Here is a 27000-nt window from a genome sequence, read left to right on the forward strand (position 1 = left end):
CTTTAGGTAAATTTCGCCAAGGGATACCTGTTCTAAGGCGGTAAAGAATACCTTCGAATGTTTGTCTATGTTCAGGTTTGTCATAAACACGGCCTGTGCTTTTCATTAAATGAAATAGCTTTTCCCAGCGTGCATCGGTTAGCATAAGTCTTGGCATGGCTTGAGGTTATGGTTACTTTTGGCGAAGCAAATTATAACGTCTTGCCATGCTGTCTAAAAATTACTCTCGAAAGATCAACAGACCCTAATGAAAAACAAGTAAGGTTTTAGTGCCTAGCGCCCAAATTTAGCACGCAAAGTCGTGCTGCGGGTTGATGTCGCAGCCAGCAATTTTGCTGGCTTTAACATTTGTTTTTAGAGGCGACAACCATCTTAATCGTCCGACCCACTATAAACATCTAAACTTAAAACAATTCTACGTTGACCAAGTGCCAACATGATTTCAGGTGACAAGCTCAAACCATCATTCCAGTTGCCCATAAACAAGCCGCAAAACATGTCAACTTTGTAGCTTTGATAAAGCTTTTCCCATATCGCTAAGTCACTTGTTAGCTGGGATAAAATTGCTTCAATCTGCGCGTTTAGGTCTTCTGGCTCTCTCTTTTTAGCCTGAAAATGCCAGCTACCCGTTTTGGCAATCCGCACTTTTCCACTGGTTTTGCTGACATCTTCATCACCTTTCTTTTTACTTTTAGTTGCAGTACCACCAAGTAAATTTGATACGTCTTCAGGTATCAAATCATCCCCGAAGATCCGAAGAGTGGCTTGTGAATATTCAAATGCACCCATAAAAGGCCCTAATGCTGAGCTAAAAAGCGCCAATGCAGCGTAGCGTTGGCGTCCATAGAAAAATAAAAACGCACACACTTAACTATTTGTATTAACTAGAAGTTATCAGCTTTCTACCGCTTTTCATATACAAGAATCCATCAGAAAGACACGCATGCGCGTTTTCCACACCAATTATCCTAAAACGGTAACCTGTAAGTGTTTAATTTTAAATATTTTTAGATTTAGATGTTTGAAATAACACGCACGTGTATTGACAGAAAGCACTCACAAACAAGCAATTTAGATACAATTGTATCTCTTCCAGTTTCTACGACTCTTGTTGAAGAGTTAAGCACAAGGGGGTGTAGCGTTATTTCTACAAATCTAGAACTCAATCCTTTGGTATGAATATGCTCCATATATTGCCCACTTTCGTTTTTTAGTTTGGTTTGATCATATTGATGAACTCACAACAAAAATAACTCAAGAAATTGTTTTTTTTAAAATTTTTACATAACCCCATAACGTGCGCATTTCATATATCAAATGGACTTATAGGAGCTTGTTACATCTTTTATTGCCAATTTTAATAGGGTTTCTGATATAACCCATAAGTGAATTACCGCACAAATAAGACCAAGTGATATTTCAATATCCCTACAAAACAAAAATAAAGCAGGAAGCGCTATGCATAACATTCATCGTCGTCACTTTCTTAAAGCAGCGGGTGCAGCTACCGCCGGACTCGTCACAGCCAATATTGCCCTCAACGCCTACGCCAGTAGTGTCGCCCCTAAACCGCAAACGGGTAAATCCGTTATCGGACTCATAGCCCCCAAGATGGACGTGGTTCGAGTTGGCTTTATAGGTGTTGGCGAGCGTGGCTTTAGCCATGTCGAGCAATTCTGTCATTTAGAAGGCGTTGAACTTAAAGCTATTTGTGATACTCACCTAGCGGTGCTGGACAGAGCCGTGGATCATATCGTTAAACAGAATCGGCCAAAACCGGCAGTCTATACTGGTAATGACCTGAGCTATCGCGATCTCTTGAGCCGCGATGATATTGATATTGTGATCATTTCTACTCCATGGGAATGGCACGCACCTATGGCGATAGAGACGATGGAAAGCGGTAAACATGCCTTTGTCGAAGTACCGTTAGCACTCACAGTAGAAGAATGCTGGCAAATTGTGGATACCGCTGAACGCACTCAGAAAAACTGCATGATGATGGAAAACGTCAACTACGGCCGTGAAGAACTTATGGTTCTCAACATGGTACGCCAAGGTGTGTTTGGTGAGTTGCTCCACGGTGAAGCCGCTTATATCCACGAGCTACGCTGGCAGATGAAGGAAATAGACCATAAGACGGGCTCATGGCGAACTTATTGGCATACCAAGCGCAACGGTAACTTGTACCCGACCCACGGTTTAGGACCAGTTTCCCAGTATATGAACATCAACCGCGGTGATAGATTTGATTATCTAACCTCGATGAGTTCGCCCGCTCTTGGCCGTGCGCTCTATGCTAAACGTGAATTCCCCGCCGATCATGAGCGTAATCAGCTCAAGTACATCAATGGGGATATCAATACCAGTCTGATTAAGACCGTTAAGGGCCGGACCATCATGGTGCAGCATGACACTACGAGCCCAAGACCTTACAGTCGCCACAATTTAATCCAAGGGACAAATGGCGTGTTTGCGGGTTTCCCGAATCGTATCGCCGTCGAAAATGGTGGCTTTGGTCAAAGTTACCACGAGTGGGATATGGACATGCAAAAGTGGTATGACAAATATGATCACCCTCTGTGGCAACGAATAGGCAAAGAAGCTGAGATTAACGGCGGCCACGGCGGCATGGATTTTGTGATGTTATGGCGCATGATTTATTGCCTGCGCAATGGCGAGGCCTTAGATCAGGATGTGTACGATGGCGCGTCTTGGTCGGTGGTGAATATCTTAAGTGAACATTCAGTCAATGACCGCAGTAATTCAGTCACCTTCCCAGATTTTACCCGCGGCGCATGGCAAACGGCCAAACCCTTAGGGATTGTCGGCGCTTAAGCAGCGGCTTTCGCCAAACTCATCATTTTGATGGGTTCACCATAAGGATAAGTGCCTCGGCCTTATCCTTTTTCTTTTCTTAAATGAAGCTTAGAGATGCCCACACCATCAATAGCAATAAGGGACAAGCAATTAGGGGCAACAAACTCATGATAAGAAACCAACTATAAACGCTAATAGTAGCCAATTTCTTTGATTTTCAAAGAAAAATCACCACTCTGCTGGGCACCAATCACTAGCCCTAGACTACAGACTTGGCTTAAATCTATTGCCACTCGGGAAATCGGTTTACCCCGACATTGGGGCAAGAAGTCACTGAAGGGAATTTCTATCCGCTGCCAATTCAAGACTCTAGCGCCACTCACGCCAAACGTTTGATGACTTGGCGCGGGCATAGGCGCTTGATAAACCGTGCTTTGGGGTGTGTCGACATCCTTTAGATTCACTTTATAATCTTTAGGTCGGTCGCCATCGAGTTCGACATAGATCCCAGTAAATCCACTGACATCTATAGGGCTAAACTCACAACGCACTGAAGCAAACCCGCCGCCATTTGCCAGCGACACATGGCCACTAAACTCACCATAGCCTAAAGGTGACACCGTCATCTTACTGCGGGACAAACCGCCCATCACAGTGTCATTTATTCCATACCAGGGCTTTGCGGCATCTAGCACTTTAAAATCAAAAAAGATCATAACGACTCCCATAAAAAAAGCAGCCACCTAAGTGACTGCTTCCATAATACTTTTCAATACGAATAACAGCCCTCGTTAACGCAGTTTAGCTTTATTCTCAGCGGCTTCACAAGCAGCAGCGGTAAAGATAACGTCAGTAGAGCTGTTCAATGCGGTTTCGGCTGCATCTTGAACCACACCAATAATAAAGCCGACAGCGACTACTTGCATGGCGACATCATTAGAAATACCAAACAAGCTACAAGCCAGTGGGATCAACAGTAATGAACCACCCGCCACACCCGAGGCGCCGCAAGCCGAAATAGCGGCGACAACGCTCAATAACAATGCGGTGAGTAAATCGACTTGAATGCCCAAGGTATGCGCCGCAGCTAAGGTCAATACCGTAATAGTGATCGCCGCGCCGCCCATATTGATGGTGGCACCTAAGGGAATTGAGACTGAATAAGTGTCTTCATGCAGATTTAATTTTTCACACAGCGCCATATTCACCGGAATATTCGCCGCACTCGAGCGGGTAAAAAATGCCGTCACGCCACTTTCACGCAAACAACGAAATACCAACGGATAGGGATTACGTTTAATCTTCACGTAAACAATTAAAGGATTAACGATTAACGCAATAATGGCCATCGCACCTAATAACACAGCCAATAACTGCGCATAACCCGCAATTGCGGCAAAACCGGTTTCAGCAAACGTCGCAGCAACTAAACCAAAAATACCAATAGGTGCTAAACGAATAATGAAATGCACCATTTGCGAAATGCCGTGGCTCATGTCGGCAAATACTTGCTTAGTCGAATCGCTAGCATGATGTAAGGCTAGACCTAAACCCACACCCCAAGCAAGAATACCAATATAGTTGCCCGTCATTAACGCATTCACTGGATTATCAACCAGTTTAAATAATAAGGTATGGATCACTTCACCAATACCTTGTGGAGGACTTGTACCTTCCACACCAGCAACCAAAACTAAAGTCGTGGGGAAAATAGAGCTTAAAATCACAGCAGTTAACGCCGCGGCAAAGGTACCCAATAAATACAGGATCACAATTGGGCGCATATTGGTTTGCGTATTTTTCTTTTGATTGGCAATCGATGATGCTACTAAGATAAATACCAGTATTGGAGCAATCGCTTTTAATGCTCCAACGAATAAACTGCCTAAGAAGGCGATATCTTTTGCGCTATCGGGTGAAAAACTCGCTAACACCACACCAGCGATAATCCCTAATAAGATTTGTAATACGAGACTGCCATTAGCCAACTTAGCTAATAATGATGATTCTTGTTTCATGGTTTAACCTGTCGTTATTATATTTCGGTTGAGATCCCCAACGCGCACCTTCGGAAATGAGGCCAATAAGGTTTTTATAGGATGTAACTAGACTTGTCTAGTTTTGCGGGGAAATAAGCTAACTAAATTACCCTTGTCCCGCAAAAAGCATACAAAAAACTAACAAGCGCCTTATTGGCGCTGCTTCATGGCTAAATCGGCACCACGCAACATGGCATCAATCAACTCGTGGGCATCGAACTTAGTCAGCGCTTCATTTGCCCCCACTTGGTGGGCCTGACTCACGCTTATTTCGCTGGATAAAGACGTGTGTAAAATGATGTAGGCCTTGGCAGTCAGTGGATTATCACGCACCTCAAATGCCAGTTCGTAACCATCTAGTCCCGGCATCTCGATATCACTCACCAGAATATCTATGGGATGATGCTCTAGTGCCGCTTGTTCCATCATGACTAAGGCTTCTTTACCGTCGGCGGTCACTCGATAAGGGATGTTGATCATATCAAGGGCGTCGGATAACTGCTTACGTGCCACCTTAGAATCATCCACTAACAGGATATTCATGGGTTTGAGTTTCTCACGCTGCACATCGGTCAAGATTGCCCGATTTGCCTGTGGGTTATTCGGGAAAATTTTCGACAGCAATAACTCAACATCGAGCAATTGTACTAACTGGTCCTCAAAACGAGTCACTCCAGTCAAGTAAGCATTCTTGCCCAAATTGGCAGAAGGCGCCTCAATATCGCGCCAATTACATTCAATAATCTTATCGATACCACGCACTAAAAAGCCAATGATCATCCGCTGACAGTCAGTGATGATGATGTAGCATTTTTCCCGCTCTTCAGGGGCTATCGGCCGATAACCAATCGCAGCCGCCATATCTATGATAGGAATCGTATGGCCACGAATCGTTGAAGCGCCAAGAATCGTCGGATGAGATTGGGGAATTTTGCTTAGCTGTGTGTACGGCACCAGCTCACGCACTTTCAACGTGCCTAAGGCAAACACTTGAGTCTGTGATAACCGAAACAGTAGTAATCCCTGTGACTGACTTGCCTTACTTTTCATAATTAGATAAATAACTCACTAAAAACAACCTTCGGATAGCTTAACCTTAACACAGTAAAATTTTGATGACTAAGGTCAAACGAATGAAACTATTATTACCTATTTATTAATAGGTTCGATGCCAATCGCCGACAAGTGCTTAGTCTTGTAATGCGTACAAGACATCAAAGGCGAATTGATCCCAACCTTCGGCAGTAAAAGCGATATCGCGAATATTACGAACTTGGCTCACCGCATGTAATGGCGCTGCACCATTGACCATCAAGTAATAGGCCATGATAAGACTGGTGCGATCCTTGCCAGAGCGACAATGGATCACGACAGGCAGCTCATCAGCTTCACATTGCTGAATAAAAGCGAGTGCCTTGGGCAACTGAGCGACACAAATCGCCACATCCCCATCTTGGGGCGGCACATTGCGCGAAAAGGGAATACATTCGTAACGTAAATCAAGCTGCTTAAACGCACTCGGCTCGCAGCCCTCGCCCCCATTGACCGACAGAATGGCACCAATACCGGCCTCTTTGAGCGCTTGTAAATCCCAAGGATCTTTATTAGGGCCACTGCGCCCTGCGACTTTACCTTCAACTAACCAGAATAAGTGTTGCATAAACCTTACCTACGACAAGTGAGATGACAAGGAACGCCAGAGATAAGCTAAGAATAGCTTGTTTCCAACGACTTAAGATTTTTTACCCCAAAATTCAGCATTGGCAGGCGGTAACTGTTTACGTTTTTTTTTACCCATACCTTCAGGCTTGGCGACAGGTTTAGCTTGTTCTAACAGTTCGGCTGGCATTTCATCATCGGCTTCAAAACCGACAATTTGCTCACGCACTAACTTAAGCTTGTTCTTTTTCTCTATCACGCCAAAGTGGTGATAATCCTCATGGGAAATCAAGGTCACGGCTAAGCCTGCTTCACCGGCGCGGCCACTACGGCCAATACGATGCATATAATCTGCAGGGCTCCTTGGTAAATCAAAGTTGATCACCACAGGCAGTTTATCGATATCGATACCGCGGGCGGCAATATCGGTCGCAATTAACACACTGATCTCACCATTTTTAAAACCATCGAGCACCCGCGTACGCGCGCCTTGGGCTTTATCGCCATGGAACACTTCGGCAGTGATCCCACGTTTAGACAGCTTTTGCGCTAAGTGATTACAAGTATTTTTGGCACTCACGAAGATCAACGCCTGTGACCACTGATGTTCTTTAATCAGATGCGCCAATAATGCGGTTTTCATCGGACGATTAACCGTGATCACCCGCTGATGAATCGTGCTTTCTTGCTCACTTTGCAATTGATATTCAAGCGGATTATTAAGCAGTTTTGCCGTTAACTCACGGACTTCTTCAGGGAATGTCGCAGAGAATAATAAGGTTTGTTTCTTGACGGGCAAAGCGTCGAGCACTTGAGCTAATTCTTCAGTAAAACCAAGGCTTAACATGCGGTCAGCTTCATCTAGCACTAAGGCGCTGACACGATTGAGTTTGATGGCATTACTGGACAACAGATCTAACAAACGACCCGGCGTTGCTACGAGTACGTCGGCGCCAGAGCGTAGACTCTGCATTTGCGCATTCACCGACACACCGCCAAACGCAGCGACAATTTTTAGCTTGCCATTAAGATGTGAGGCATAGGATAAAAAGCTGTCGGCGACTTGTTGTGCTAATTCACGGGTTGGGACTAAGACCAAACAACGAACATAAGCGCCTGTCTTATCTTCTGTTTTTGCGTCAACAAGTTGTTGCAACAGCGGCACGGCAAAGGCTGCCGTTTTACCCGAGCCCGTATTAGCACCGGCTAACACATCGCGCCCCGCAAGCACAGCGGGGATCGTCGCCGCCTGTACTGGTGTGGGCGAAACATACGCTAATTCGGTTAGTCGATTTAGCAGAGGTGCAATAATGCCGAGTTGGGCAAAGCTTGCCGCAGAGGAAGAAGCCTGAGTCATAGAAAGTTTAACTGCTCACCAATATCTTAATAGGCGGCTATTCTAGCTTAAATATCGAGGCAATGCTTGGCAGTTTCCAGCGTTAATAACTGCTGTTTCATCGCAAGCCCATAGGCGTAACCCGTTAACTTGCCGTTTTTGCCTATCACTCTATGGCAAGGCACGATAATCGCAATCGGATTGGCGCCATTGGCCGCGCCCACGGCGCGCACTGCCTTAGGCCGACCAATTTGCTCGGCAATCTGCCCATAGCTGCAGCTCTGACCATAATCTACATTGAGCAAAGCTTGCCAAACTTCACGCTGAAATTCAGTGCCTTTAGGTGCGAGCTTTAAATTAAATTCAATCAGTTCACCTGCAAAATAACGCGCGAGCTGCACTTGAGTTTCACGAATATGCGCCTTAGCTTGATTGAGGACATCATCACTCACCTTAGCAAGCGCAATCTCAGTGCGATCCGAGCCGACAACCGTTAAATGACTCAGCCCATAGGCATTGGCATTTAACTGCAATATTCCGGCAGGACTCATAAAAGTATCTACGGCACAGGGCTGATACGCAGCAATACTCGGCGCTTGGCTCAATTGACGAATCGCATGTTTCATAATCTGTCTCTTTGTTTGCTCTAAATTTGGTTCTAAATTGGCTCTTAACTTAACGCTAAATCATCTTTTTAAACTAGCAGTCAAATGTGAGGCGGCTTGATGGTTATTGATGCCAAAGCTGAAAAGTTAAATAACTGCCCCAAGGCGCAATTTCTTGACTCAGTTGCTGGCACAGCTGCGGGTAGTTGACAGCACCCGCAGCGGCTTCATCCAGCCTATGGGCCTTGCCATACAAGGCCAGCAAATGCTTTTTAACAATCAAATCTGTATGCAAAAATACATTGGGATCGCCCAAACCGCGGAGCTTAGCATACGCGATTGTCCAAGGACCTATGCCCTTAACGCTGAGCCAATCATCGACACTCGCCTCAGGATGAACGCAGATAAACGCCGCGAGCGCATTGAGGGCTAATTTACGAACGCCGGGCATTTTTAGCTCTGTTAGACTCGCCTCACGAATGGCCTCGGGTGTAGGAAATAAACGATACTCGCACCCATTGAGATTAAAGCGCTCGCCATAGGCTTCAACCAATATATTCAGTAATTTAGTCGCCTGCACTACCGTCACTTGCTGGCCTAAAATCGCACGGCAGGCCGCCTCAAATAAGGAGCCTGCACCGGGAATGCGTAATCCCGAAAACGGTGTTAATCCTAAACTTGGTAGCGCACTTAAGCCTTGTTCAATCTGCAGCATATCCGCATCGAGATCTAAAATGCGTCGCACTTCAGTGACCAGCAATTGCAGCTCATCGACAGGAGAGTCTTCGGTCAACATTATCGCGAGTTTGAAGCGATTTAGCTTAGGCTCATGGATAATGTGCACTGTGCCGCGCATCTTACCTAGGGCAAAACAGCGACCATATTCGAGCCCATTATCGCCAACTTTGGCCTCATCTACCACGGACGCCTCATCGCCAACGACATCGCTCGCTTGTGGATGACTCATCTGCGGTGTGAACCATTCCATCCCTGTTACCGCACGTAAGCGATAAAACGCCAGCTGTGATGCCCAATCCAATGGCGGCCGATAATACTGATACAAGGTTAATCCATAGTGCGGCACAAATTCACCCATAGTATCAATCTCATCTAATCCTGTTGATGGCTCAATCATGGACTCCTTTGCGGCTTTGGTTAATGCGCTCTTTCTTAACTGGGTCGGCGTCAATTGCAAGGTTTGCTTAAACGCCTCATTGAAACGGCGAATACTGTTGAAACCCGCCGCCATCGAGACTTGAGTGATAGATAATTGGGTTTGGTGCAATAATTGTTTAGCAAATAGTAACTGCCGATATAAGGCATATTGTTTTGGCGAAGTGCCAAAACCTTCGGTAAAGAGCTTATTGAGATAACGACTGCTGATCCCTAATCGGTCAGCCAATTGTGTTACTGTCGAGGCTGGCTCTCCCGATGATTTTCCCGCTAAGGCGCCCGCTTCGATTAAGCTAATGGCCCTCGCTAACGTTGTGCCAGTCCCCTTCCAAGGATTCGATCCCGGCGCACTGTCGGGCCGACAACGTAAACATGGGCGTAATCCCGCCTGCGCGGCTTTCACGGCCGAATCAAAATAACGCACATTTTGCTCTTTTGGCGCGACGGCGGGACACACAGTTCGGCAATAAATACCCGTCGTTAAGACGCCCACAAAAAACTTACCATCAAACCGCGGATCGCGGCTCATCCTCGCCTCACGGCAAATGGACGCAGAAAGTTGCCCCGCACTGGACTCCAGTGAATGCACCGAATCTATTTCATCACGCTTATTTGCACTCTCAGAAGCACTATCTGTACTCATTTTTCATCACGCCCGACAATATTCGCTCACAATTAATTTCTTGTTCATTACTTTACGTAAAACTAGCATGTAGCACTAGCGGAAAACGGAACTCAATCATTTCAATGCTTTTAGGGCATGAAATCTTATATACCCAAGCTACCTGAAGATACGAGTTTCAGAGCGTTTAGGGTGCTTCAATTCAAGGCGCATCAATGACAGAATGTCGGCCACCTTTTGAATTGGTGCAACACGGAAGTGGAGTGCCCTAGACGCTCCGTCCCGGCGGCTGATGTTAACCACGGGGTAACGCACTTTATGCCGTGTTGGTTATTTTTAACTTAGTCCGCTAGGTCTGCAAATAACCGCAATCGCCATGGATGGCGTGAATGTCATTTATGCAGGAGCAATAAATGGCCTTGCCTAAAGTGCGTTAAATTCCCGCTGAATCCTGCATCTTCAGGTTGTTTGGGTATATGCTAGAGCCGACTATTTTTTATCTCACCATAGAGTTAATTCATGTTTAAACGATTTGAATCCTGGGTTGAAGCCCTACCCGATGATGAACCCACTAAACCACCCACAGGGGTTTATGCTTTTTGTCGCCACTATACTAAGGGCTACGAACTGCCGCTGATCTTAATGTCAGTGCTGACCGCCATGCTAGCCATGCTTGAAGTGTCACTGTTCGGATTCATGGGTCAATTAGTTGATTGGCTGGTGAAAAAAAATCCCGAAACGTTATTCCAAGACGAAGGCACGACCTTAATGCTGATGGGAGGTATGGTGATAATTGTGATGCCAATATTGGTATTACTGCATGCGCTTATCATGCATCAAACCTTGCTCGGCAATTATCCTATGTCGATCCGCTGGCTTGCACACCGTTATTTGCTAAAACAAAGTGTATCGTTTTATCAAGATGATTTTGCTGGCAGAATCGCCACGAAAGTGATGCAAACATCCTTAGCCGTGCGCGAAACTGTGATGAAATTGCTCGATGTGTTGGTATACATTTTAGTGTATTTCACCTCTATGCTAGTGATGATCGCCAGCGCTGATCTGCGCTTAGTCATACCTATGCTCGTCTGGCTTGCACTGTATGTTGGTCTGCAATGGTACTTTGTGCCTAGACTAAAAAGTGTCTCTACCGAGCAAGCCGATGCGCGCTCAACCATGACAGGCCGTATCGTCGACAGCTATACCAACATCACCACAGTGAAGCTATTTGCCCACACACAGAAAGAAGCCGAATACGCCAAATCCAGTATGCGGATATTTTTAGACACGGTTTATCGCCAAATGCGCTTAGTGACGGGCATCAGCGTCAGCGTGCAAATCATCAACTATCTGTTGGCCTTTAGTATTGCAGCAGTATCGATAGCCCTATGGACCGATAGCGCAATCACGGTCGGCGCCATCGCCATTGCGGTCAGTTTAGCACTGCGCTTAAACGGCATGTCACAGTGGATAATGTGGGAAATCAGTTCGTTATTCGAAAATATCGGCACGGTTACCGATGGAATGAACACCTTATCGAAAACAACGATCATCCAAGATGAGCCAAACGCCAAGGCGCTGGTCGTCAATCATGGCAAGATTGATTTCAACCAAGTGTGTTTCCATTACGGTGAGCAGACTGGCGTGATTGAAGATCTAAATTTGAATATTAAAGCAGGTGAAAAAGTTGGTTTAGTGGGGCGTTCTGGCGCAGGTAAATCGACCCTAGTGAATCTACTAATGCGATTCTACGATGTTGAAAAAGGTCAGATTAATATCGATGATCAAGACATCAAGATGGTTATGCAAGATTCACTGCGTTCGCAAATTGGCATGGTAACTCAAGATACCTCCCTCTTGCACCGCACCATTCGCGAGAATATTCTTTACGGCAATCCCAGTGCCAGTGAAGAGCAACTTGATCGCGCGATTAAACAAGCTCAAGCCTATGACTTTATTCAGGAACTCAGTGATCCTAACGGTAATCATGGCTTAGATGCCCAAGTGGGTGAACGCGGCGTAAAACTCTCTGGTGGCCAAAGACAGCGTATCGCCATCGCGCGGGTTTTATTAAAAAATGCGCCTATTTTACTGCTTGATGAAGCCACATCTGCACTAGATTCCGAAGTCGAAGCTGCAATTCAAGAAAGTTTGTATGAATTAATGCAAGGCAAGACAGTGATCGCGATTGCCCATCGACTTTCGACTATTGCCGCGATGGATAGGTTAATTGTATTAGATCAAGGCCGAGTCGTTGAGCAAGGCACACACCATGAACTCATCGCCGCAGGCGGTATTTATGCTCAATTATGGGCGCACCAAACCGGTGGATTCTTAGGTGTAGACTAAGCCAAAGGTGAGATGACGAAAGGCGACACTCAGCAGTGAGTGTCGCCTTTTTTATCTCAAATAAGTTTCCACCTAATTCTGCCCACCTCCCACAAGCTTCACTCTTACACTCGCCCGCATATTCACCGCAACGATACGCTATTCAGCTATTACAATAGCTACCGTAAGAACGGTTCACTTCAAACTTCACTCGTTGAACGATTGGAAACAAGAGATAAACCGCGCTTAACGGCTCAACTTATCAGCATTGAGAGTAGCTGCATTCAAAGTGCCAACACACTGAACAATCCGAAAGGTGAGTTTTAGCTATGGATTAGCGCAAAGTTAAGCAAGAAAACGCTTCAATAATCTTTATCACACGATTGAACAGAATGACTTCACCACACTAAGTAAGCCTCTCGAAGCATTATTTATCTTAATGTGGATGGTTTGAATTGTTGGGTAAATTCGGCAAATAACTCGGGGCGTATGACTCGTAAATGAATCGGGGAGATCTCGATTTAATATTCAAAATTCAGACACAAAAAAACCACCTTAAGGTGGTTTATTGTCTTTAACCAAAGTTTCGATAAACCTTGATTAAAATTGGTATCCCCTAGGGGATTCGAACCCCTGTTACCGCCGTGAAAGGGCGGTGTCCTAGGCCTCTAGACGAAGGGGACCCGGACTTATGTTTTAACTCGTAACCGAGCTTTGTAACACATTCACTTCAGTAGGCTAGGAAGTAAATGCCTTGTTCTTACCAAACAACACGTTAGTTATTTGCTAGGAACTACTCTCTATAAAATATAGATGGTATCCCCTAGGGGATTCGAACCCCTGTTACCGCCGTGAAAGGGCGGTGTCCTAGGCCTCTAGACGAAGGGGACCCGGACTTATGATTTAACTCGTAACCGAGCTTTGTAACACATTCACTTCAGTAGGCTAGGAAGCAAATGCCTTGTTCTTACCAAACAACTCGTTAGTTATTTGCTAGGAACAACTCTCTATAAAATATAGATGGTATCCCCTAGGGGATTCGAACCCCTGTTACCGCCGTGAAAGGGCGGTGTCCTAGGCCTCTAGACGAAGGGGACCCGGACTTATGATTTAACTCGTAACCGAGCTTTGTAACACATTCACTTCAGTAGGCTAGGAAGCAAATGCCTTGTTCTTACCAAAAAACTCGTTAGTTATTTGCTAGGAACCACTCTCTATAAAATATAGATGGTATCCCCTAGGGGATTCGAACCCCTGTTACCGCCGTGAAAGGGCGGTGTCCTAGGCCTCTAGACGAAGGGGACCCGGACTTATGTTTTAACTCGTAACCGAGCTTTGTAACACATTCGCTTCAGTAGGCTAGGAAGCAAATGCCTTGTTCTTACCAAACAACACGTTAGTTATTTGGTAGGAACCAAAATGTGGTATCCCCTAGGGGATTCGAACCCCTGTTACCGCCGTGAAAGGGCGGTGTCCTAGGCCTCTAGACGAAGGGGACCCGGACATATTAATTTGAACTTAACGTTCCCGTTTAACATCTACGGTCTCATAGGCACTCTTCTAAGTAGCGAAGTGTGCCTTGGGTGTATTAATTTAAACTTTCGTTTCTGCTTAATAAGGCAGTAAATTGGTGGAGCTACACGGGATCGAACCGTGGACCTCTTGCATGCCATGCAAGCGCTCTCCCAGCTGAGCTATAGCCCCAAATTTTTGTCAACACAGCTAACTTTAGCAGTATATGTATCAGCAGAAATTTAGATTTTGTTCTTACCAAACAACACGTTAGTTATTTGCTAGGAACCAATATTTGGTATCCCCTAGGGGATTCGAACCCCTGTTACCGCCGTGAAAGGGCGGTGTCCTAGGCCTCTAGACGAAGGGGACCCCGGACATATTAATTTGAACTTTTCCTTATTATATAAAAAGAAAGGTTCCCGTTTAACATCTACGGTAAGTTTGGTGGAGCTACACGGGATCGAACCGTGGACCTCTTGCATGCCATGCAAGCGCTCTCCCAGCTGAGCTATAACCCCAAACCTATCGAACTACATTTAAGTGCACCGCAAGCATTTGCTCGACTGTGTCTCAACTGCGTGGCGCATTCTATGCAGCGCACCTAAAAGTGTCAACTCGTTTTTTTAGGAATTTATTCTATCTGCTACAAATTCAATCGCTTTGGATATTCTTTGCTCAGAACGGCTTCTTCCAATTAAAAATAGTGTGATATCTAAGCCTGGAGACTGCCCTGCCCCTGTTACTGCAACACGTAAAGGCATACCGACCTTACCCATACCCACATCTAATTCAGTCGCTGTATCTTCAATTGCCTGATGAATAGCTTCAGCTGTCCACTCAGTTAATGCCGATAATTTCTGTTGCACCAGTTGCAATGGCTCTAACGCAACACCGCGTAAATGCTTTTTCGCCTGTGCTTCATCAAACTCAGCAAAATCTTCATAGAAATAGCGGCTAGATGCGGCTAACTCTTTTAGAGTCTTAGCGCGCTCAGCTAATGCAGTGACCACTTCAGCTAATGCTGGGCCATTTGACAGATCAATTTTTTGATCGTCCATGTGCCATTGTAAGTGTGTTGCCACATATTCTGGATCTAGGCTCTTTATATAATGTTGGTTCAACCACACCAGTTTATCGGTATTAAAAGCAGAAGCGGCTTTGTTGATGTCACTCAACTTAAAGAATTGCTTCATTTCTTCTAATGAGAAAATCTCTTGATCGCCATGTGACCAACCTAAACGTACTAAATAGTTCAGCAGTGCTTCTGGTAAATAGCCATCGTCACGGTACTGCATTACGCTAACAGCGCCATGGCGCTTAGACAACTTAGCACCGTCATCACCTAGAATCATAGATACGTGTGCATATTCTGGGATCGGCGCCCCTAATGCTTTAAGAATGTTGATTTGACGCGGGGTATTGTTGATATGATCTTCACCACGCACCACACAAGTGATCCCCATATCCCAATCGTCAACCACCACACAGAAGTTATAGGTTGGCACGCCGTCGGTACGGGCGATGATCAAGTCATCTAATGCATCGTTAGAAAATTCAATCCGACCACGAACATGGTCATCAAATACCACTGAACCACCGATTGGATTTTTAAAACGCACCACAAATGGTTCATCAGTCTCGCGAGCGGGTAAGTCGCGACAGCAACCATCATACTTTTGTGCTTCACCGTTAGCGGCCTGTGATTCTCTTAAGGCATCGATTCGCTCACGTGAACAGTAACATTTATACGCTGTGCCCTTTTCTAACATTTGAGCAATGATTTCGTTATAACGGTCAAAACGCTTAGTTTGGTAATATGGGCCCTCGTCCCATGTCAAACCTAGCCAGTTCATGCCTTCTAAAATCGCATCGCAAGCAGCTTGAGTCGAACGCTCAATATCAGTATCTTCAATACGTAATACAAACTCACCGTTATTGGCACGGGCTTGTAACCAAGAATAAAGTGCAGTACGGGCACCACCAACATGCAAGAAACCGGTAGGACTAGGGGCAAAACGCGTCTTAGTTGTCATAATGGGACACTAACCTATATAAAGTCGTCTAGATAAAGACAATCACGATAAAAAAGTGGGCTTATTCTAACAGTCAAAGCAGGCGCTGCAAATGGGACAAGCTTCACAGTATCACTTATCTGGTTAAATCGTGTCGCTAATCCCCCTCCTTTATATAGGGAAGCCAATATAAAGCGATATATAAAGGTGGCACTATTGCGATCACCGCCATTGATTAATGCTAACACTTGAGATGATTTTTCAGGCTTTATATTCCAACCCCTAAATCTCTACACCTATATTCCTTCGACTATAAATATCTGCGCCATCGAACACGCGCATCTATACACTATCAATGCACTCATGCTGTTAGTGCGCTAATTTTTATAAATCACTCACTTCCTCAGCACTTTTACCACAAAAAAGTCAGGTGAATGGGATGAGTTCAACTCGTATTTAATCGCGAGCGTCCAAATTGCATACCATTGACTGGCGAATTAAATAACACTTTGATCGGCGGCGTGATTAGCATTAAGCCAATGTGGACAAAAATAGCGCGACCAATGCTTTTTTCACTAAAAAGCGTTGACACTAGATCGAACCTCCCTATAATACGGCTCCACACAGCGAGGTCGATTAGCTCAGCTGGGAGAGCACCTCCCTTACAAGGAGGGGGTCACTGGTTCGAGCCCAGTATCGACCACCATATTTTCTACAAAGAAATTATGGCATACAAAATGTTATATCCCAGGTCGCTTAGCTCAGCTGGGAGAGCACCTCCCTTACAAGGAGGGGGTCACTGGTTCGAGCCCAGTAGCGACCACCATATAACTTAATGTATTAACGTGTAAAAGTCATTCCCAGGTCGCTTAGCTCAGCTGGGAGAGCACCTCCCTTACAAGGAGGGGGTCACTGGTTCGAGCCCAGTAGCGACCACCATTCTTTAGTGATGAATGACTTAAAAATTGTGTAGTTTAAGAATGCCCAGGTCGCTTAGCTCAGCTGGGAGAGCACCTCCCTTACAAGGAGGGGGTCACTGGTTCGAGCCCAGTAGCGACCACCATATTCTGCAATACACACGTTATATCCCAGGTCGCTTAGCTCAGCTGGGAGAGCACCTCCCTTACAAGGAGGGGGTCACTGGTTCGAGCCCAGTAGCGACCACCACATTCTGCAACACACATGTTATATCCCAGGTCGCTTAGCTCAGCTGGGAGAGCACCTCCCTTACAAGGAGGGGGTCACTGGTTCGAGCCCAGTAGCGACCACCATATTTCTCCCCCAATAAACTTTACCCACGTGCTCACTCAACTATGCTTGATCTCAATCAGCGAGTGTTAAATTTTACTATTTCGCCTTTTATAATCCGTAAAATACCAAGCTCTATCGACACTCGGCCTGATTTCATTCTGCTTTAGCATTTTTGGAGATCAACATTATGGCCAGCGTCAGTCAATCCGCTTCTCTTGCCAATATCGCCACTTATTTAAAGCATACCCACGCCTGCGATGAGCAAACGGCTCTAAAAGAAGCGCGGGAAGTCATGCATAATCTCGTCAGCATGCGCCAAAAAGGCTTTATTACCGGTTGGTACTTTGATGAACAAGGCCATTTAGCCTTGTTACCTAGCGATGCTATCCTTAAACGTATTCTTTTAGAGGATGACTAACAGCATCAAATGAATTGTGTCTTGATTGACTACGATAGCTATCGACTTAACCTCCATAGACTTCACATCTCACCTAGACTGCTTCTCCTAAAGCAACCCACCACAATATTTGTCGTTATATCGCATACTTTTACGGCTTTTTTTGATCTCAAAATAACTAAGTTTGTTTAATTTATCTGCAACGACAAGAGCCGTCAATTTGGGGCCGATCTTCACTATGGGTGGGTTTCCACCCAAACACAAAATCACTGTGAGCGAGATCTCACCCACCAAACTAAAAGTGTGACAAACATCAAATGAACTACACTTTAGTAACCAAACACTTACAGAAGCCAGTGTAAGTTGGCGTGGTATTTGCCTTTAGTAAGACAGACCTCAGGGAAATCAAGGCTGTATTCCTACTCAAACTTGGTAACAAACTAACCAAGACTGAGGACAAATCCTAACAACAGAAAAAGGAACTCAAGATGATATTGAATCAACAAACTGGATTGACCCGTCCACTCAAAACCTTAGTCAAAATGCTCGCTGTTGCCTCCGTATTTGCGACCAGTTTTAACGTATTTGCAGAACCGATTGAAATTAAGTTTTCACACGTAGTGGCAGAAAACACACCTAAAGGCCAAATGGCACTTAAATTTAAAGAACTCGTTGAACAACGTTTACCAGGGGAATACAAAGTCAGTGTATTTCCTAGCTCACAGTTATTTGGGGATAACAACGAACTAGCGGCACTGCTGTTAAACGACGTACAATTTGTCGCGCCTTCACTCTCAAAGTTCGAGCGTTACACTAAACGTCTACAAATATTCGATTTACCTTTCCTATTCAATGATATGGATGCCGTGAACCGTTTCCAACAAGGTGAAGCTGGTCAAACATTACTGAACTCCATGAGCCGTAAAGGGATTGTCGGTCTGGGTTATTTACACAATGGTATGAAACAGTTCTCATCTAACACACCACTTAAAAATCCTGCTGATGCAAAAGGTTTAAAATTCCGCGTTATGGCATCTGATGTTCTAGCAGCCCAGTTTGATGCTGTTGGTGCTATCCCTGTGAAAAAACCTTTCTCTGAAGTATTTACCCTACTTCAAACCCGCGCTATCGATGGTCAAGAAAACACTTGGTCAAATACTTATTCACAAAAGTTCTATGAAGTGCAAAGCCAAATCACTGAAAGTAATCACGGTGTTCTCGACTATATGGTCGTGACCTCTGACACTTTCTGGAAAGGTCTACCTGCTGACAAACGTAAGATCATCAAAGAAGCTTTAGACGAATCTATCGCATTAGGTAACAAGATTGCCGCTGAAAAAGACAATGAAGACAAACAGTTAATCCTTGATTCTAAACGTTCACAGTTAGTAACTCTGTCTCCTGCTGAACGTCAAAAATGGGTTGAGGTAATGAAACCTGTTTGGGCTAAGTTTGAAGATCAAATCGGAAAAGATGTGATTGATGCTGCTGTAGCTGCAAATAAATAATAATGATAATAGCCGCTTAAGCTCAACCGAGCTTAGGCGGCCATTTCAGCGAGGGGATTATGGCTGTGATATCGCGAATATTTGGTTATATTGAAGAAGGTGTGCTCAATTTATTGATCACTCTGATGACGCTGCTAGTGTTTTCAGAAGTCGTCGCTCGCTTCTTCTTCAACACGGGTTTTCTTTGGATCCAAGAACTTACATTAACCTTTTGCGGTTGGTTTGTGTTATTTGGTATGTCCTATGGGGTTAAAGTCGGTGCCCATATTGGTGTCGATGCGTTTGTTAAAAATTTAGCGCCAAAGGCTAAAAAGATAGTATCTCTTATTACTGCCTTTGTTTGTATCGTCTATTGCGGACTCTTTTTAAAAGGCAGTTGGGATTACTTAAGCCAGATGTATCAAATCGGTTTGCCTATGGAAGACATTCATTTCCCACAATTTATATTAAAAAGCCTTGATCCAGATTTTGCTTGGAACACTTTAAAAATCGATATTGAAGACGGCGCAATACCGATTTGGTTATCTCAAAGTATTTTAATCATTGGCTTTTTTATGTTGACTTGGCGTTTCGTCGAACTCTTTATCGCCATTCTGCGTGACCAAGTCTCAGGCTTCCAATTTGCCGATGAAGCGAAAGAAAGTATGCATTTAATCGATGAGAGCGCTAAAAACGCTAAAGTAGATCCAGTCTCTGACCAAAAGGAGGCTAAATAATGGCTATTGCAACCCTATTTACCGCCCTATTCGTATGTATGTTTCTCGGTATGCCTATCGCTATCGCATTAGGTTTTTCCAGCATGCTGACGATTTTATTGTTCTCGAATGACTCCTTAGCTTCAGTTGCACTCAAGCTGTATGAGTCTTCATCTGAGCATTACACTTTACTCGCTATCCCCTTCTTTATTCTGTCATCCGCCTTCCTATCAACGGGTGGTGTTGCTAGACGGATTATCGATTTTGCCATGGACAGTATTGGACATGTCCGTGGTGGATTAGCAATGGCATCCGTTATGGCATGTATGCTGTTTGCTGCAGTTTCTGGATCATCTCCTGCGACTGTTGCGGCAATTGGTTCTATCGTCATAGTCGGCATGGTAAAAGCAGGTTATCCCGAAAAATTTGCTGCAGGCGTGATCACGACCTCTGGCACTCTCGGGATTTTGATCCCACCTTCAATCGTCATGTTAGTGTATGCCGCAGCAACTGAAGTGTCGGCTGCAAAAATGTTTATGGCAGGCTTAATCCCAGGTTTAATGATGGGATTTATATTGATGATCGTCATTTATATCGTTGCCCGCTTTAAAAACTTGCCCTCACGTCCTTTTCCTGGCGTTAAACAACTGGGGATTTCAAGTGCCAAGGCAATGGGTGGATTAGCACTCATCTTTATCGTATTAGGCTCTATCTATGGTGGCGTCGCTAGCCCAACCGAAGCATCAGCTGTGGCTTGTGTATATGCTTACCTTATTGCGGTATTTGGCTACCGTGATATCGGGCCATTAAAAGACGTGGCATGGCGTAATCAAGGTGAAAACTTAGCCAAAGCAACTGCGCGTAACTTAGGTCATATGTTCTTAGGACTGATTAAAACGCCTATCGACAAAGACATACGTCATGTTGTGCGCGATGGTGCTAAGGTCAGTATCATGCTGCTGTTTATCATAGCTAACGCTATGCTATTTGCGCATGTATTAACCACAGAACGTATCCCTCACATTATTGCTGAGTATATTGTTAGCATGGGTTTACCCGCCTGGGGATTCCTGATCATCGTTAACTTACTGTTGCTTGCTGCCGGTAACTTTATGGAGCCATCGGCGATTGTACTCATTATGGCGCCAATTCTGTTCCCTATTGCAACGCAATTAGGCATAGATCCTATCCACTTAGGTATCATAATGGTCGTAAACATGGAGATCGGTATGCTAACGCCGCCGGTGGGACTCAATCTCTTTGTCACCGCGGGGATCACGGGGCGCAGTATTGGTTGGGTGATTCAGTCGGTTCTGCCTTGGTTACTCGTGATGCTAGCCTTCTTAGCCCTGATTACTTACGTACCACAGATTTCACTCTTCTTACCTGAATGGTTGGATTCGATGCGTGGATATTAGTCTGCAATTCAAGGTTGTGAGATTACCCCTTGATTACAGATAGATTTTAAGCGAGCCTAGTCAGGCTCGCTTTGTTTTATTATGCGCAGTATCAGTTATTGATCCCGTTGCTTTATCAGGATAACCACCATGTTGCCCATGACGCCTAAGGCCAAGAAACGCCTCTTTCTGACCGTTGTGTTACTTGCAGGCCTATTTGCAACCCTCAAACTGACCTACTGGGTGCATTTGCATCAAGGTAAAATTGAGATCCAAAAGCAATCGGAGAAACAACTAAAGGAATTAGTCAGTTTTCTCGATGGTGCACTATCGCGCTACGAAAGTATTCCCCACGTGCTCTCGACTAACCCAATGCTCGCCAATGTCCTGAACGACCAGCAGAATCCTGATAAAGTCCAAGAGCTTAATTTATATCTCGAAGAAATTCAGCATGTCACCGAAGCATCCGATATCTATCTGATCGATGCCTTAGGTATCGCCATCGCCGCCAGTAACTGGCAACAAAGTTTTTCCTTTATTGGCAAGGACTACTCCTTTAGACCCTATTACACAGATGCTATCTCGGGCAATCTAGGCCGTTATTATGCAGTGGGTACCAGCTCAGATAAGCGCGGATTTTATTTCTCTTACCCTATTTATCAACAAGGTGGTAAAGGCATACTTGGGGCCATCATAGTCAAAGTTAATATTGCCGACATAGAGCAACAAAGTACCAGTATCGCAATTGCGGGTCAGTATCAGTTCCTTATCAGTGATCCTGAAGATATCGTCTTTATTTCCAGTATCGATGAATGGCGGTTAAAATCACTAACCCCGCTTACCCAAGCCAAGCAATATGCCCTTAATGCCTCTAAACGCTATGCAGAACGTCCCATAGGAGAGTTGTTGATGAAGCCGCCCTATGAAAGTGGTAGTCAAGCTATGCTCTACCAGCTGCAAACGGGTACAGACCATGAACAATACATGGACATCCACCAATCAATGGCGAAGGCAGGCTGGCGAGTACACATCTTAGCGCCAATCAAACCTTTACTGACCTCTTTGCCCGCGCTGATGTTACTGTCAGCTAGTATTTATCTTTTGCTGGCACTCAGCATCCTATTTAACGCCGAGCGCCGTCGCAATCTACACCGAATGCAACTAGCGCAAAGCCTGTTAGAACAGCGAGTTGAAGAACGGACTCAGGACTTACAGCAGGCCAACAATCAGCTCAAAGATACTCAAGATGAGCTGATCCAAGCGGCAAAACTGACAGTGATCGGCAGTTTATCCGCCAGTATTAACCATGAACTCAATCAACCACTCGCGGCACTTCGCAGCTATGCCCAAAATACCCAAACTTTTCTCGCCCGTGATATGCAAGATAAGGCACTGGATAATATCAAGATTATTATTGAACTTACCGACAGATTAGCCGATATTGTTGGGCAATTTAAAAGTTTTACCCGCAAGAGCCAAGGCGCTGATAGCGCAACCGATATTGGCCGCTGTATCAAGCAAGCCCTGACCATAGTTCAACCTGCTATTGATAAACAGGGTGTTGAACTCGATGTGCAATTACCCAACGGCAACTATCAGGTTTGGGGCGATAAGGTTAGATTACAACAAGTGTTTGTCAACATTATGAGCAACGCTATTGTTGCTATGCAACAATCGGTTAAACGCCAATTGGTTATCCGCGTGACCAGTGAAGATAAGTTTTGCATCAGTATCCAAGATTCAGGCCCCGGTGTACGTGAAAGCCAAATGGAGAAAATCTTCGAACCCTACTTTACCACCAACGAACGGCACGGACTGGGGCTAGGCTTATCGATTTCACAACGTATTATCGAATCCATGCAAGGCCAAATTAACGTTGCCAATGCCGAAGAGGGTGGCGCTATTTTCCAGATTATTTTACCTATTTACTTGCTCGAGGAACGTTAGTTTTATGAGTGTGCCCAATTCAATTCAAGATTATTCTGTTCTCATCATCGACGATGAGCCGCACATAGGCACAGTTCTCGTTCAACTATTTGAACTGGAGGGCATTAAGGCGCTCGCCACCACAGAACCCAAAGGTATCGCTAAGTTGCTGCATAAAGATTGGGCGGGAATGGTGATATCGGATGTCAACATGCCACAATTAGACGGCATCAGCTTAATGCAACAAATCCGTCTGCAAGATCCCGATCTCCCCGTCGTCCTACTCACTGGTTTTGGTGATATTGCCATGGCAGTCAATGCCTTAAAACAAGGCGCCTACGACTTTCTTGAAAAACCCTTTAATAACGAACATATACTCGATGTGGTTAAACGCGCCTTAGAAAAACGCAGTCTAACCTTAGAGAACCGCAAGCTTAAAAAGGATCTCGAAAGCCAAAGCGTACCGGGCCCTCGTATTTTAGGCAACAGTGTCGGCATCAACCGTATGCGCCACATCATAACGCAAGTGATAGATACGCCTGCGGATGTGTTAATTGAAGGCGAAACCGGTACAGGTAAAGAACTTGTCGCCCGCTATTTACACGACCACAGCAGCCGCAGCCAAGCCAACTTTGTCGCCATCAACTGTGGTGCAATCCCCGAAAACCTGATTGAAAGTGAACTCTTTGGCGCCGAAGCGGGGGCCTTTACTGGCGTCGATAAGATGCGCATTGGTAAATTTGAATATGCCAATGGTGGCACGTTATTTTTAGATGAAATTGAAAGTACGCCACTGTCGCTGCAAGTAAAACTGCTACGAGTGCTTGAAGATCGTAAGGTTGAACGTTTAGGTTCTAACAAGAGCATCAACTTAGATATTCGCGTGATAGCGGCTACAAAAGTCGATTTAAAAGGTCTGTGTGACACCGGGGAATTTCGCCAAGACTTGTTGTATCGCTTAAATCTGGTGACTGTGCCCATCCCTCCCCTGCGGGATCGCCGTGAAGATATTCCGTTACTCTTTTTACACTTTGCCCGCGTCGCATCGGCACGCTATCACAAAGCGCTTATCGCCTTAAATGCGGAGCAAAACGCGATACTTACTTCCCACGACTGGCCAGGCAATGTGCGTGAGTTACGTAATCTAGCCGAACGCTTTGTGCTGCTGGGCGGAGAAGCTGCCTTTGCCGGCACGTTAGGCAATACTCCAAGCCTGCACTCGAGTATGTCCCTGCTACAAAGGGTAGAGTTTTTTGAACGGGTACTGATTGAAGAAGCACTTAGCCACAACAAGGGCAGTATTAAGCAGACCATGGAGCAGCTAGAACTGCCCCGCAAAACCCTCTACGACAAAATGCGTAAATACGATTTAGACCGCAAACAATACATTAATTCCGATGACTAAAGGGCATATTTAAGCTTTAGACTAACGCCCGTTTGACATGAGTTTGATGGTAATGCAAACGGGTGATTGCTAAGGCGATCAAAGCTAATAAGGTTAACGATCCCATCACCACACCGCGCCACTGCGCCTCATGCCAAAACATCATCAAATAAGGGCCGCCAATCGCAGCACCTAAGTAATAACAACATAAATAGAGTGACGTCGCCTTAGCTCGATCACGACTGGCCCGCATTGCAACAAAGGAATTACAGCAACTGTGGGTAAGGAAGAACCCACAGGCGGTCATTAAAAAACCTAAGCTAATGGTTAAGGTCGTATCAAACAGGGTCAGTAAACTGCCGAGTAACATCACGCACCAAGACCATTGATACAACTTATGTTGACCAAATTTGGCGAGCCACTTTGCAGTAAAATACGAAGCGACAGTCCCGCTGGAATAACACAGAAAAATCAAGGTGGCTTGGAAACGACTCCATTCATAGGGTGGAGCCATCAAATGCAGTTGAATAAAGCTAAATTGATTCACCATCATCATAAAGGTCAAGCCACCAATCGCGTAGACCAAACGCATTTGCGCATCGGTGAGATGATGACTAAAGCCATGAAGATCTTGCGCTAAACGGACGCGTTTTGATAAGGAAGGCTCAGTGTTACTGGGAGACATCGACTGCGCATCGGCAAGTGAAGGCAGCAAATAGTTCACTAAAGCCACCCCTGCTAACGTCACTAGAAACAGCAACCACATAGATTCTTGCCAAGATAAAAACTGCGACATTAAACCACCTAGCAGACGTCCAACAATCCCGCCAATACTGTTCGCCATAATATAAATGCCTGCGGCTTTCAGCATAGTGCTTGGTGATAATTGCTCCTTAAAGTATGCCATGGCAATCGCAGGTACGGCAGCGAGTAATGCACCTTGTAGCAATCGCACTAGCACTAACCCATTAAAATCCGGTGCCCAGATTAATAGTAAGTTAGACAATGCCAATAACCACAAGCTGACAATAATTGGAGTGTGTCGACCGATACGATCTGACAGTACCGCATACAAGAGCAATGAAAAGGCTAAGGAAAAACTGGTCACCGACAGGATCAAGGTTGCTTTAGAGCCTGATACCGCAAAATGTTCCGCAATCAGCGGCAACATTCCTTGCATTAAATACAAGTTGATATAGACCACCACTGAAGCGACGCAGAGCGCCCACATCAATCGGGTGTCACGCTGTTTATTGTCAATCATAGTATCTAATACGGCTTGCACGGGAGCCTCAACCAAGTATCACTCATAGGATAGACAAAGATTATCACTGGGCATAACATAACAATAATAGATAATATCTATCGTAATCATTGATTTTTGTTATAGAAATAGCGCACCAAAAGTACACTTCTTGCCACTGATAAAATAGTACGAGCCCGATTAATGGATATTCGCCAACTCAAACATTTAGATGCCCTTGCCAATACCGGCAGCTTTACCGCCGCAGCCAAGAAACTGAATATGGCTCAGCCCGCGTTAAGTCAAAGTATCAAGCGCTTAGAGGTCGCACTCGGCGTCACCTTAGTCAATCGTACGAGCAACAAGAATGATAAACTACTCACACTCACGGCCGAAGGTATAGTCCTGCATCAACACGCCACTTTGATCCTAAAACAAGTTAAGCAGGCCGAAGCGCAAATCCGCGCCATGGCCAATCTCACCTCGGGAGAGGTCCGCATTGCCGTGCCGGGCATGCTGGGTTCTTTCTATCTCCCCTCGCGCTTAATGGCTTTTCGGCATAAATACCCCGAGTTGAAACTATCACTGTTTGAAGGCGGTACCCGGGATGCACTGCGCATGTTGCAACAAGAAGAAGTGGATATTGCGATCATTACCGCCCAAGACCTACAGCCCGAATTTGATAGTCAGCTGTTGATCCGTGAGCAAATGGTGATCGCCATGGGTGCCGAACACCCTTTAGCGGAACATAGCGCTGTGAGTCTACATGACTTTTTCGACCATGAATTAGTGATGTTCAAAACAGGTTATTTCCACCGTGAGTGGATACTCTCTCAAGCCAAAGAATTAGGCAAAAAGCCCAATATTGCCTTCGAGACCAATTTGATTAATCTGATTAAACAGATTGTTTCCCAAGGATTTGGGATCACCAGTGTACTTGAGATGGCGATAAGCTCAAAAGATGACATTTTAGCCAAACCCTTCGATCCACCGGTATTTTTAAACCTCCATATTGCATGGAAAAAGCAGCGCCCTGTCAGCCAAGCAGACCGCGCCTTTGTCGATTTTTTAATGTCAAATCGCTAACACA

20 protein-coding genes and 14 tRNA genes are annotated in these 27000 nt (G+C 45.2%); 15 read left to right on the top strand and 19 right to left on the bottom strand.

Translation table 11 applies throughout. The features are described 5' to 3' along the window. Together L5M71_RS11945 and L5M71_RS11950 are read right to left on the bottom strand one after the other, a co-directional pair. On the bottom strand, positions 1-157 hold a 157-nt coding region (locus tag L5M71_RS11945), incomplete at its 3' end, for a transposase (protein WP_263220663.1). A gap of 215 nt (positions 158-372) precedes the next feature. After that, a complete protein-coding gene (locus L5M71_RS11950; protein ID WP_263207604.1) occupies positions 373-789 on the bottom strand; it encodes a DUF4279 domain-containing protein in 417 nt (138 codons plus the stop codon). A gap of 669 nt (positions 790-1458) precedes the next feature. Between L5M71_RS11950 and L5M71_RS11955 the strand changes: the two genes are divergently transcribed. Next, on the top strand, positions 1459-2838 hold the full coding sequence (locus tag L5M71_RS11955) for a Gfo/Idh/MocA family oxidoreductase (RefSeq protein WP_263207606.1): 1380 nt from the start codon (positions 1459-1461) through the stop codon (positions 2836-2838). 173 nt (positions 2839-3011) lie between these two features. On the opposite strand, the gene L5M71_RS11960 is transcribed toward L5M71_RS11955, so the two are convergent. The 7 genes from L5M71_RS11960 to L5M71_RS11990 all read right to left on the bottom strand — a co-directional run bounded on the left by L5M71_RS11960 (position 3012) and on the right by L5M71_RS11990 (position 10275). Then, a complete protein-coding gene (locus L5M71_RS11960; RefSeq protein ID WP_263166662.1) occupies positions 3012-3536 on the bottom strand; it encodes a CIA30 family protein in 525 nt (174 codons plus the stop codon). Between the two features lie 75 nt (positions 3537-3611). Continuing rightward, the gene (gene sstT / locus L5M71_RS11965; RefSeq protein ID WP_263173791.1) at positions 3612-4838 is read right to left on the bottom strand and encodes a serine/threonine transporter SstT; all 1227 of its coding nucleotides are present in this window, start codon (positions 4836-4838) and stop codon (positions 3612-3614) included. A 171-nt stretch (positions 4839-5009) separates the two neighbouring features. After that, complete coding sequence (locus tag L5M71_RS11970; protein ID WP_028761082.1) at positions 5010-5909, bottom strand: chemotaxis protein CheV; 900 nt, start codon at positions 5907-5909, stop codon at positions 5010-5012. A gap of 139 nt (positions 5910-6048) precedes the next feature. Continuing rightward, a complete protein-coding gene (locus L5M71_RS11975; protein WP_028761083.1) occupies positions 6049-6519 on the bottom strand; it encodes a dual specificity protein phosphatase family protein in 471 nt (156 codons plus the stop codon). Positions 6520-6591: 72 nt separating this feature from the next. Continuing rightward, positions 6592-7875 (bottom strand): DEAD/DEAH box helicase, encoded by a 1284-nt coding sequence (locus tag L5M71_RS11980; RefSeq protein ID WP_173243985.1) that lies wholly within the window; start codon positions 7873-7875, stop codon positions 6592-6594. Between the two features lie 47 nt (positions 7876-7922). Then, entirely contained in the window at positions 7923-8480 is a 558-nt protein-coding gene (locus tag L5M71_RS11985; RefSeq protein WP_263207608.1) for a methylated-DNA--[protein]-cysteine S-methyltransferase, read from the bottom strand. 103 nt (positions 8481-8583) lie between these two features. Continuing rightward, a complete protein-coding gene (locus L5M71_RS11990; RefSeq protein ID WP_263207610.1) occupies positions 8584-10275 on the bottom strand; it encodes a DNA-3-methyladenine glycosylase 2 family protein in 1692 nt (563 codons plus the stop codon). A 498-nt stretch (positions 10276-10773) separates the two neighbouring features. Here L5M71_RS11990 and L5M71_RS11995 point away from each other — a divergent pair, with 498 nt between their 5' ends. Next, positions 10774-12603: an ABC transporter ATP-binding protein gene (locus L5M71_RS11995; RefSeq protein WP_113941006.1), complete on the top strand. Its 1830-nt coding sequence runs from the start codon at positions 10774-10776 to the stop codon at positions 12601-12603. A gap of 586 nt (positions 12604-13189) precedes the next feature. On the opposite strand, the gene L5M71_RS12000 is transcribed toward L5M71_RS11995, so the two are convergent. The 9 genes from L5M71_RS12000 to gltX all read right to left on the bottom strand — a co-directional run bounded on the left by L5M71_RS12000 (position 13190) and on the right by gltX (position 16130). Continuing rightward, positions 13190-13265, bottom strand: a tRNA-Glu gene (locus L5M71_RS12000). Positions 13266-13396: 131 nt separating this feature from the next. Continuing rightward, a tRNA-Glu gene (locus tag L5M71_RS12005) sits at positions 13397-13472 on the bottom strand. A gap of 131 nt (positions 13473-13603) precedes the next feature. Further along, positions 13604-13679 (bottom strand) — tRNA-Glu (locus L5M71_RS12010). Positions 13680-13810: 131 nt separating this feature from the next. Further along, positions 13811-13886 (bottom strand) — tRNA-Glu (locus L5M71_RS12015). A 118-nt stretch (positions 13887-14004) separates the two neighbouring features. Further along, positions 14005-14080, bottom strand: a tRNA-Glu gene (locus tag L5M71_RS12020). A gap of 130 nt (positions 14081-14210) precedes the next feature. Next, positions 14211-14286 (bottom strand) — tRNA-Ala (locus L5M71_RS12025). Between the two features lie 104 nt (positions 14287-14390). Next, positions 14391-14466 (bottom strand) — tRNA-Glu (locus tag L5M71_RS12030). Positions 14467-14539: 73 nt separating this feature from the next. Next, positions 14540-14615: transfer RNA gene (locus L5M71_RS12035), tRNA-Ala, on the bottom strand. A 105-nt stretch (positions 14616-14720) separates the two neighbouring features. After that, complete coding sequence (gltX, locus tag L5M71_RS12040) at positions 14721-16130, bottom strand: glutamate--tRNA ligase (RefSeq protein ID WP_105252064.1); 1410 nt, start codon at positions 16128-16130, stop codon at positions 14721-14723. A 609-nt stretch (positions 16131-16739) separates the two neighbouring features. Between gltX and L5M71_RS12045 the strand changes: the two genes are divergently transcribed. The 12 genes from L5M71_RS12045 to L5M71_RS12100 all read left to right on the top strand — a co-directional run bounded on the left by L5M71_RS12045 (position 16740) and on the right by L5M71_RS12100 (position 24688). Further along, positions 16740-16815 (top strand) — tRNA-Val (locus L5M71_RS12045). Positions 16816-16859: 44 nt separating this feature from the next. Continuing rightward, a tRNA-Val gene (locus L5M71_RS12050) sits at positions 16860-16935 on the top strand. Between the two features lie 37 nt (positions 16936-16972). Then, positions 16973-17048: transfer RNA gene (locus L5M71_RS12055), tRNA-Val, on the top strand. Between the two features lie 48 nt (positions 17049-17096). Then, positions 17097-17172 (top strand) — tRNA-Val (locus tag L5M71_RS12060). Between the two features lie 28 nt (positions 17173-17200). Next, a tRNA-Val gene (locus tag L5M71_RS12065) sits at positions 17201-17276 on the top strand. A gap of 28 nt (positions 17277-17304) precedes the next feature. Continuing rightward, positions 17305-17380, top strand: a tRNA-Val gene (locus tag L5M71_RS12070). 167 nt (positions 17381-17547) lie between these two features. Further along, positions 17548-17778 (top strand): hypothetical protein, encoded by a 231-nt coding sequence (locus L5M71_RS12075; RefSeq protein ID WP_105252063.1) that lies wholly within the window; start codon positions 17548-17550, stop codon positions 17776-17778. A gap of 467 nt (positions 17779-18245) precedes the next feature. Next, complete coding sequence (locus L5M71_RS12080) at positions 18246-19265, top strand: TRAP transporter substrate-binding protein (RefSeq protein ID WP_113941003.1); 1020 nt, start codon at positions 18246-18248, stop codon at positions 19263-19265. Positions 19266-19324: 59 nt separating this feature from the next. Next, a complete protein-coding gene (locus L5M71_RS12085) occupies positions 19325-19981 on the top strand; it encodes a TRAP transporter small permease (protein WP_173497702.1) in 657 nt (218 codons plus the stop codon). After that, the gene (locus L5M71_RS12090; protein WP_028761090.1) at positions 19981-21378 is read left to right on the top strand and encodes a TRAP transporter large permease; all 1398 of its coding nucleotides are present in this window, start codon (positions 19981-19983) and stop codon (positions 21376-21378) included. Before L5M71_RS12085 ends, L5M71_RS12090 begins: the two co-directional genes overlap by 1 nt. A 129-nt stretch (positions 21379-21507) precedes the next feature. After that, the gene (locus L5M71_RS12095; RefSeq protein ID WP_028761091.1) at positions 21508-23304 is read left to right on the top strand and encodes an ATP-binding protein; all 1797 of its coding nucleotides are present in this window, start codon (positions 21508-21510) and stop codon (positions 23302-23304) included. A 4-nt stretch (positions 23305-23308) separates the two neighbouring features. Further along, a complete protein-coding gene (locus L5M71_RS12100; protein WP_028761092.1) occupies positions 23309-24688 on the top strand; it encodes a sigma-54-dependent transcriptional regulator in 1380 nt (459 codons plus the stop codon). A gap of 16 nt (positions 24689-24704) precedes the next feature. On the opposite strand, the gene L5M71_RS12105 is transcribed toward L5M71_RS12100, so the two are convergent. After that, positions 24705-25952, bottom strand: a complete 1248-nt coding sequence (locus tag L5M71_RS12105) for an MFS transporter (protein WP_263148775.1) — start codon at positions 25950-25952, stop codon at positions 24705-24707. A 162-nt stretch (positions 25953-26114) separates the two neighbouring features. On the opposite strand from L5M71_RS12105, the gene L5M71_RS12110 reads away from it, so the two are divergent. Beyond that, entirely contained in the window at positions 26115-26996 is an 882-nt protein-coding gene (locus L5M71_RS12110) for a LysR family transcriptional regulator (protein ID WP_028761094.1), read from the top strand. The last annotated feature ends 4 nt before the right edge of the window (positions 26997-27000 follow it).

Origin of the sequence: Shewanella sp. SW1, assembly GCF_025653545.1 — a bacterium.
GTDB lineage: Bacteria > Pseudomonadota > Gammaproteobacteria > Enterobacterales > Shewanellaceae > Shewanella > Shewanella oncorhynchi.

Excerpts from the sequence above, each read along its gene's own strand:
- L5M71_RS11970 (WP_028761082.1), bottom strand. The coding sequence starts at position 5,909 with ATGAAAAGTAAGGCAAGTCAGTCACAGGGATTACTACTGTTTCGGTTA.
- L5M71_RS11960 (WP_263166662.1), bottom strand. The coding sequence starts at position 3,536 with ATGATCTTTTTTGATTTTAAAGTGCTAGATGCCGCAAAGCCCTGGTAT.
- L5M71_RS11995 (WP_113941006.1), top strand. The coding sequence starts at position 10,774 with ATGTTTAAACGATTTGAATCCTGGGTTGAAGCCCTACCCGATGATGAA.
- L5M71_RS12080 (WP_113941003.1), top strand. The coding sequence starts at position 18,246 with ATGATATTGAATCAACAAACTGGATTGACCCGTCCACTCAAAACCTTA.
- L5M71_RS11955 (WP_263207606.1), top strand. The coding sequence starts at position 1,459 with ATGCATAACATTCATCGTCGTCACTTTCTTAAAGCAGCGGGTGCAGCT.
- L5M71_RS12100 (WP_028761092.1), top strand. The coding sequence starts at position 23,309 with ATGAGTGTGCCCAATTCAATTCAAGATTATTCTGTTCTCATCATCGAC.
- L5M71_RS12085 (WP_173497702.1), top strand. The coding sequence starts at position 19,325 with ATGGCTGTGATATCGCGAATATTTGGTTATATTGAAGAAGGTGTGCTC.
- L5M71_RS11975 (WP_028761083.1), bottom strand. The coding sequence starts at position 6,519 with ATGCAACACTTATTCTGGTTAGTTGAAGGTAAAGTCGCAGGGCGCAGT.
- L5M71_RS12075 (WP_105252063.1), top strand. The coding sequence starts at position 17,548 with ATGGCCAGCGTCAGTCAATCCGCTTCTCTTGCCAATATCGCCACTTAT.
- L5M71_RS12095 (WP_028761091.1), top strand. The coding sequence starts at position 21,508 with ATGTTGCCCATGACGCCTAAGGCCAAGAAACGCCTCTTTCTGACCGTT.
- L5M71_RS11985 (WP_263207608.1), bottom strand. The coding sequence starts at position 8,480 with ATGAAACATGCGATTCGTCAATTGAGCCAAGCGCCGAGTATTGCTGCG.
- L5M71_RS11950 (WP_263207604.1), bottom strand. The coding sequence starts at position 789 with ATGGGTGCATTTGAATATTCACAAGCCACTCTTCGGATCTTCGGGGAT.
- sstT (WP_263173791.1), bottom strand. The coding sequence starts at position 4,838 with ATGAAACAAGAATCATCATTATTAGCTAAGTTGGCTAATGGCAGTCTC.
- L5M71_RS11990 (WP_263207610.1), bottom strand. The coding sequence starts at position 10,275 with ATGAGTACAGATAGTGCTTCTGAGAGTGCAAATAAGCGTGATGAAATA.
- L5M71_RS12110 (WP_028761094.1), top strand. The coding sequence starts at position 26,115 with ATGGATATTCGCCAACTCAAACATTTAGATGCCCTTGCCAATACCGGC.
- L5M71_RS12090 (WP_028761090.1), top strand. The coding sequence starts at position 19,981 with ATGGCTATTGCAACCCTATTTACCGCCCTATTCGTATGTATGTTTCTC.
- L5M71_RS11980 (WP_173243985.1), bottom strand. The coding sequence starts at position 7,875 with ATGACTCAGGCTTCTTCCTCTGCGGCAAGCTTTGCCCAACTCGGCATT.
- gltX (WP_105252064.1), bottom strand. The coding sequence starts at position 16,130 with ATGACAACTAAGACGCGTTTTGCCCCTAGTCCTACCGGTTTCTTGCAT.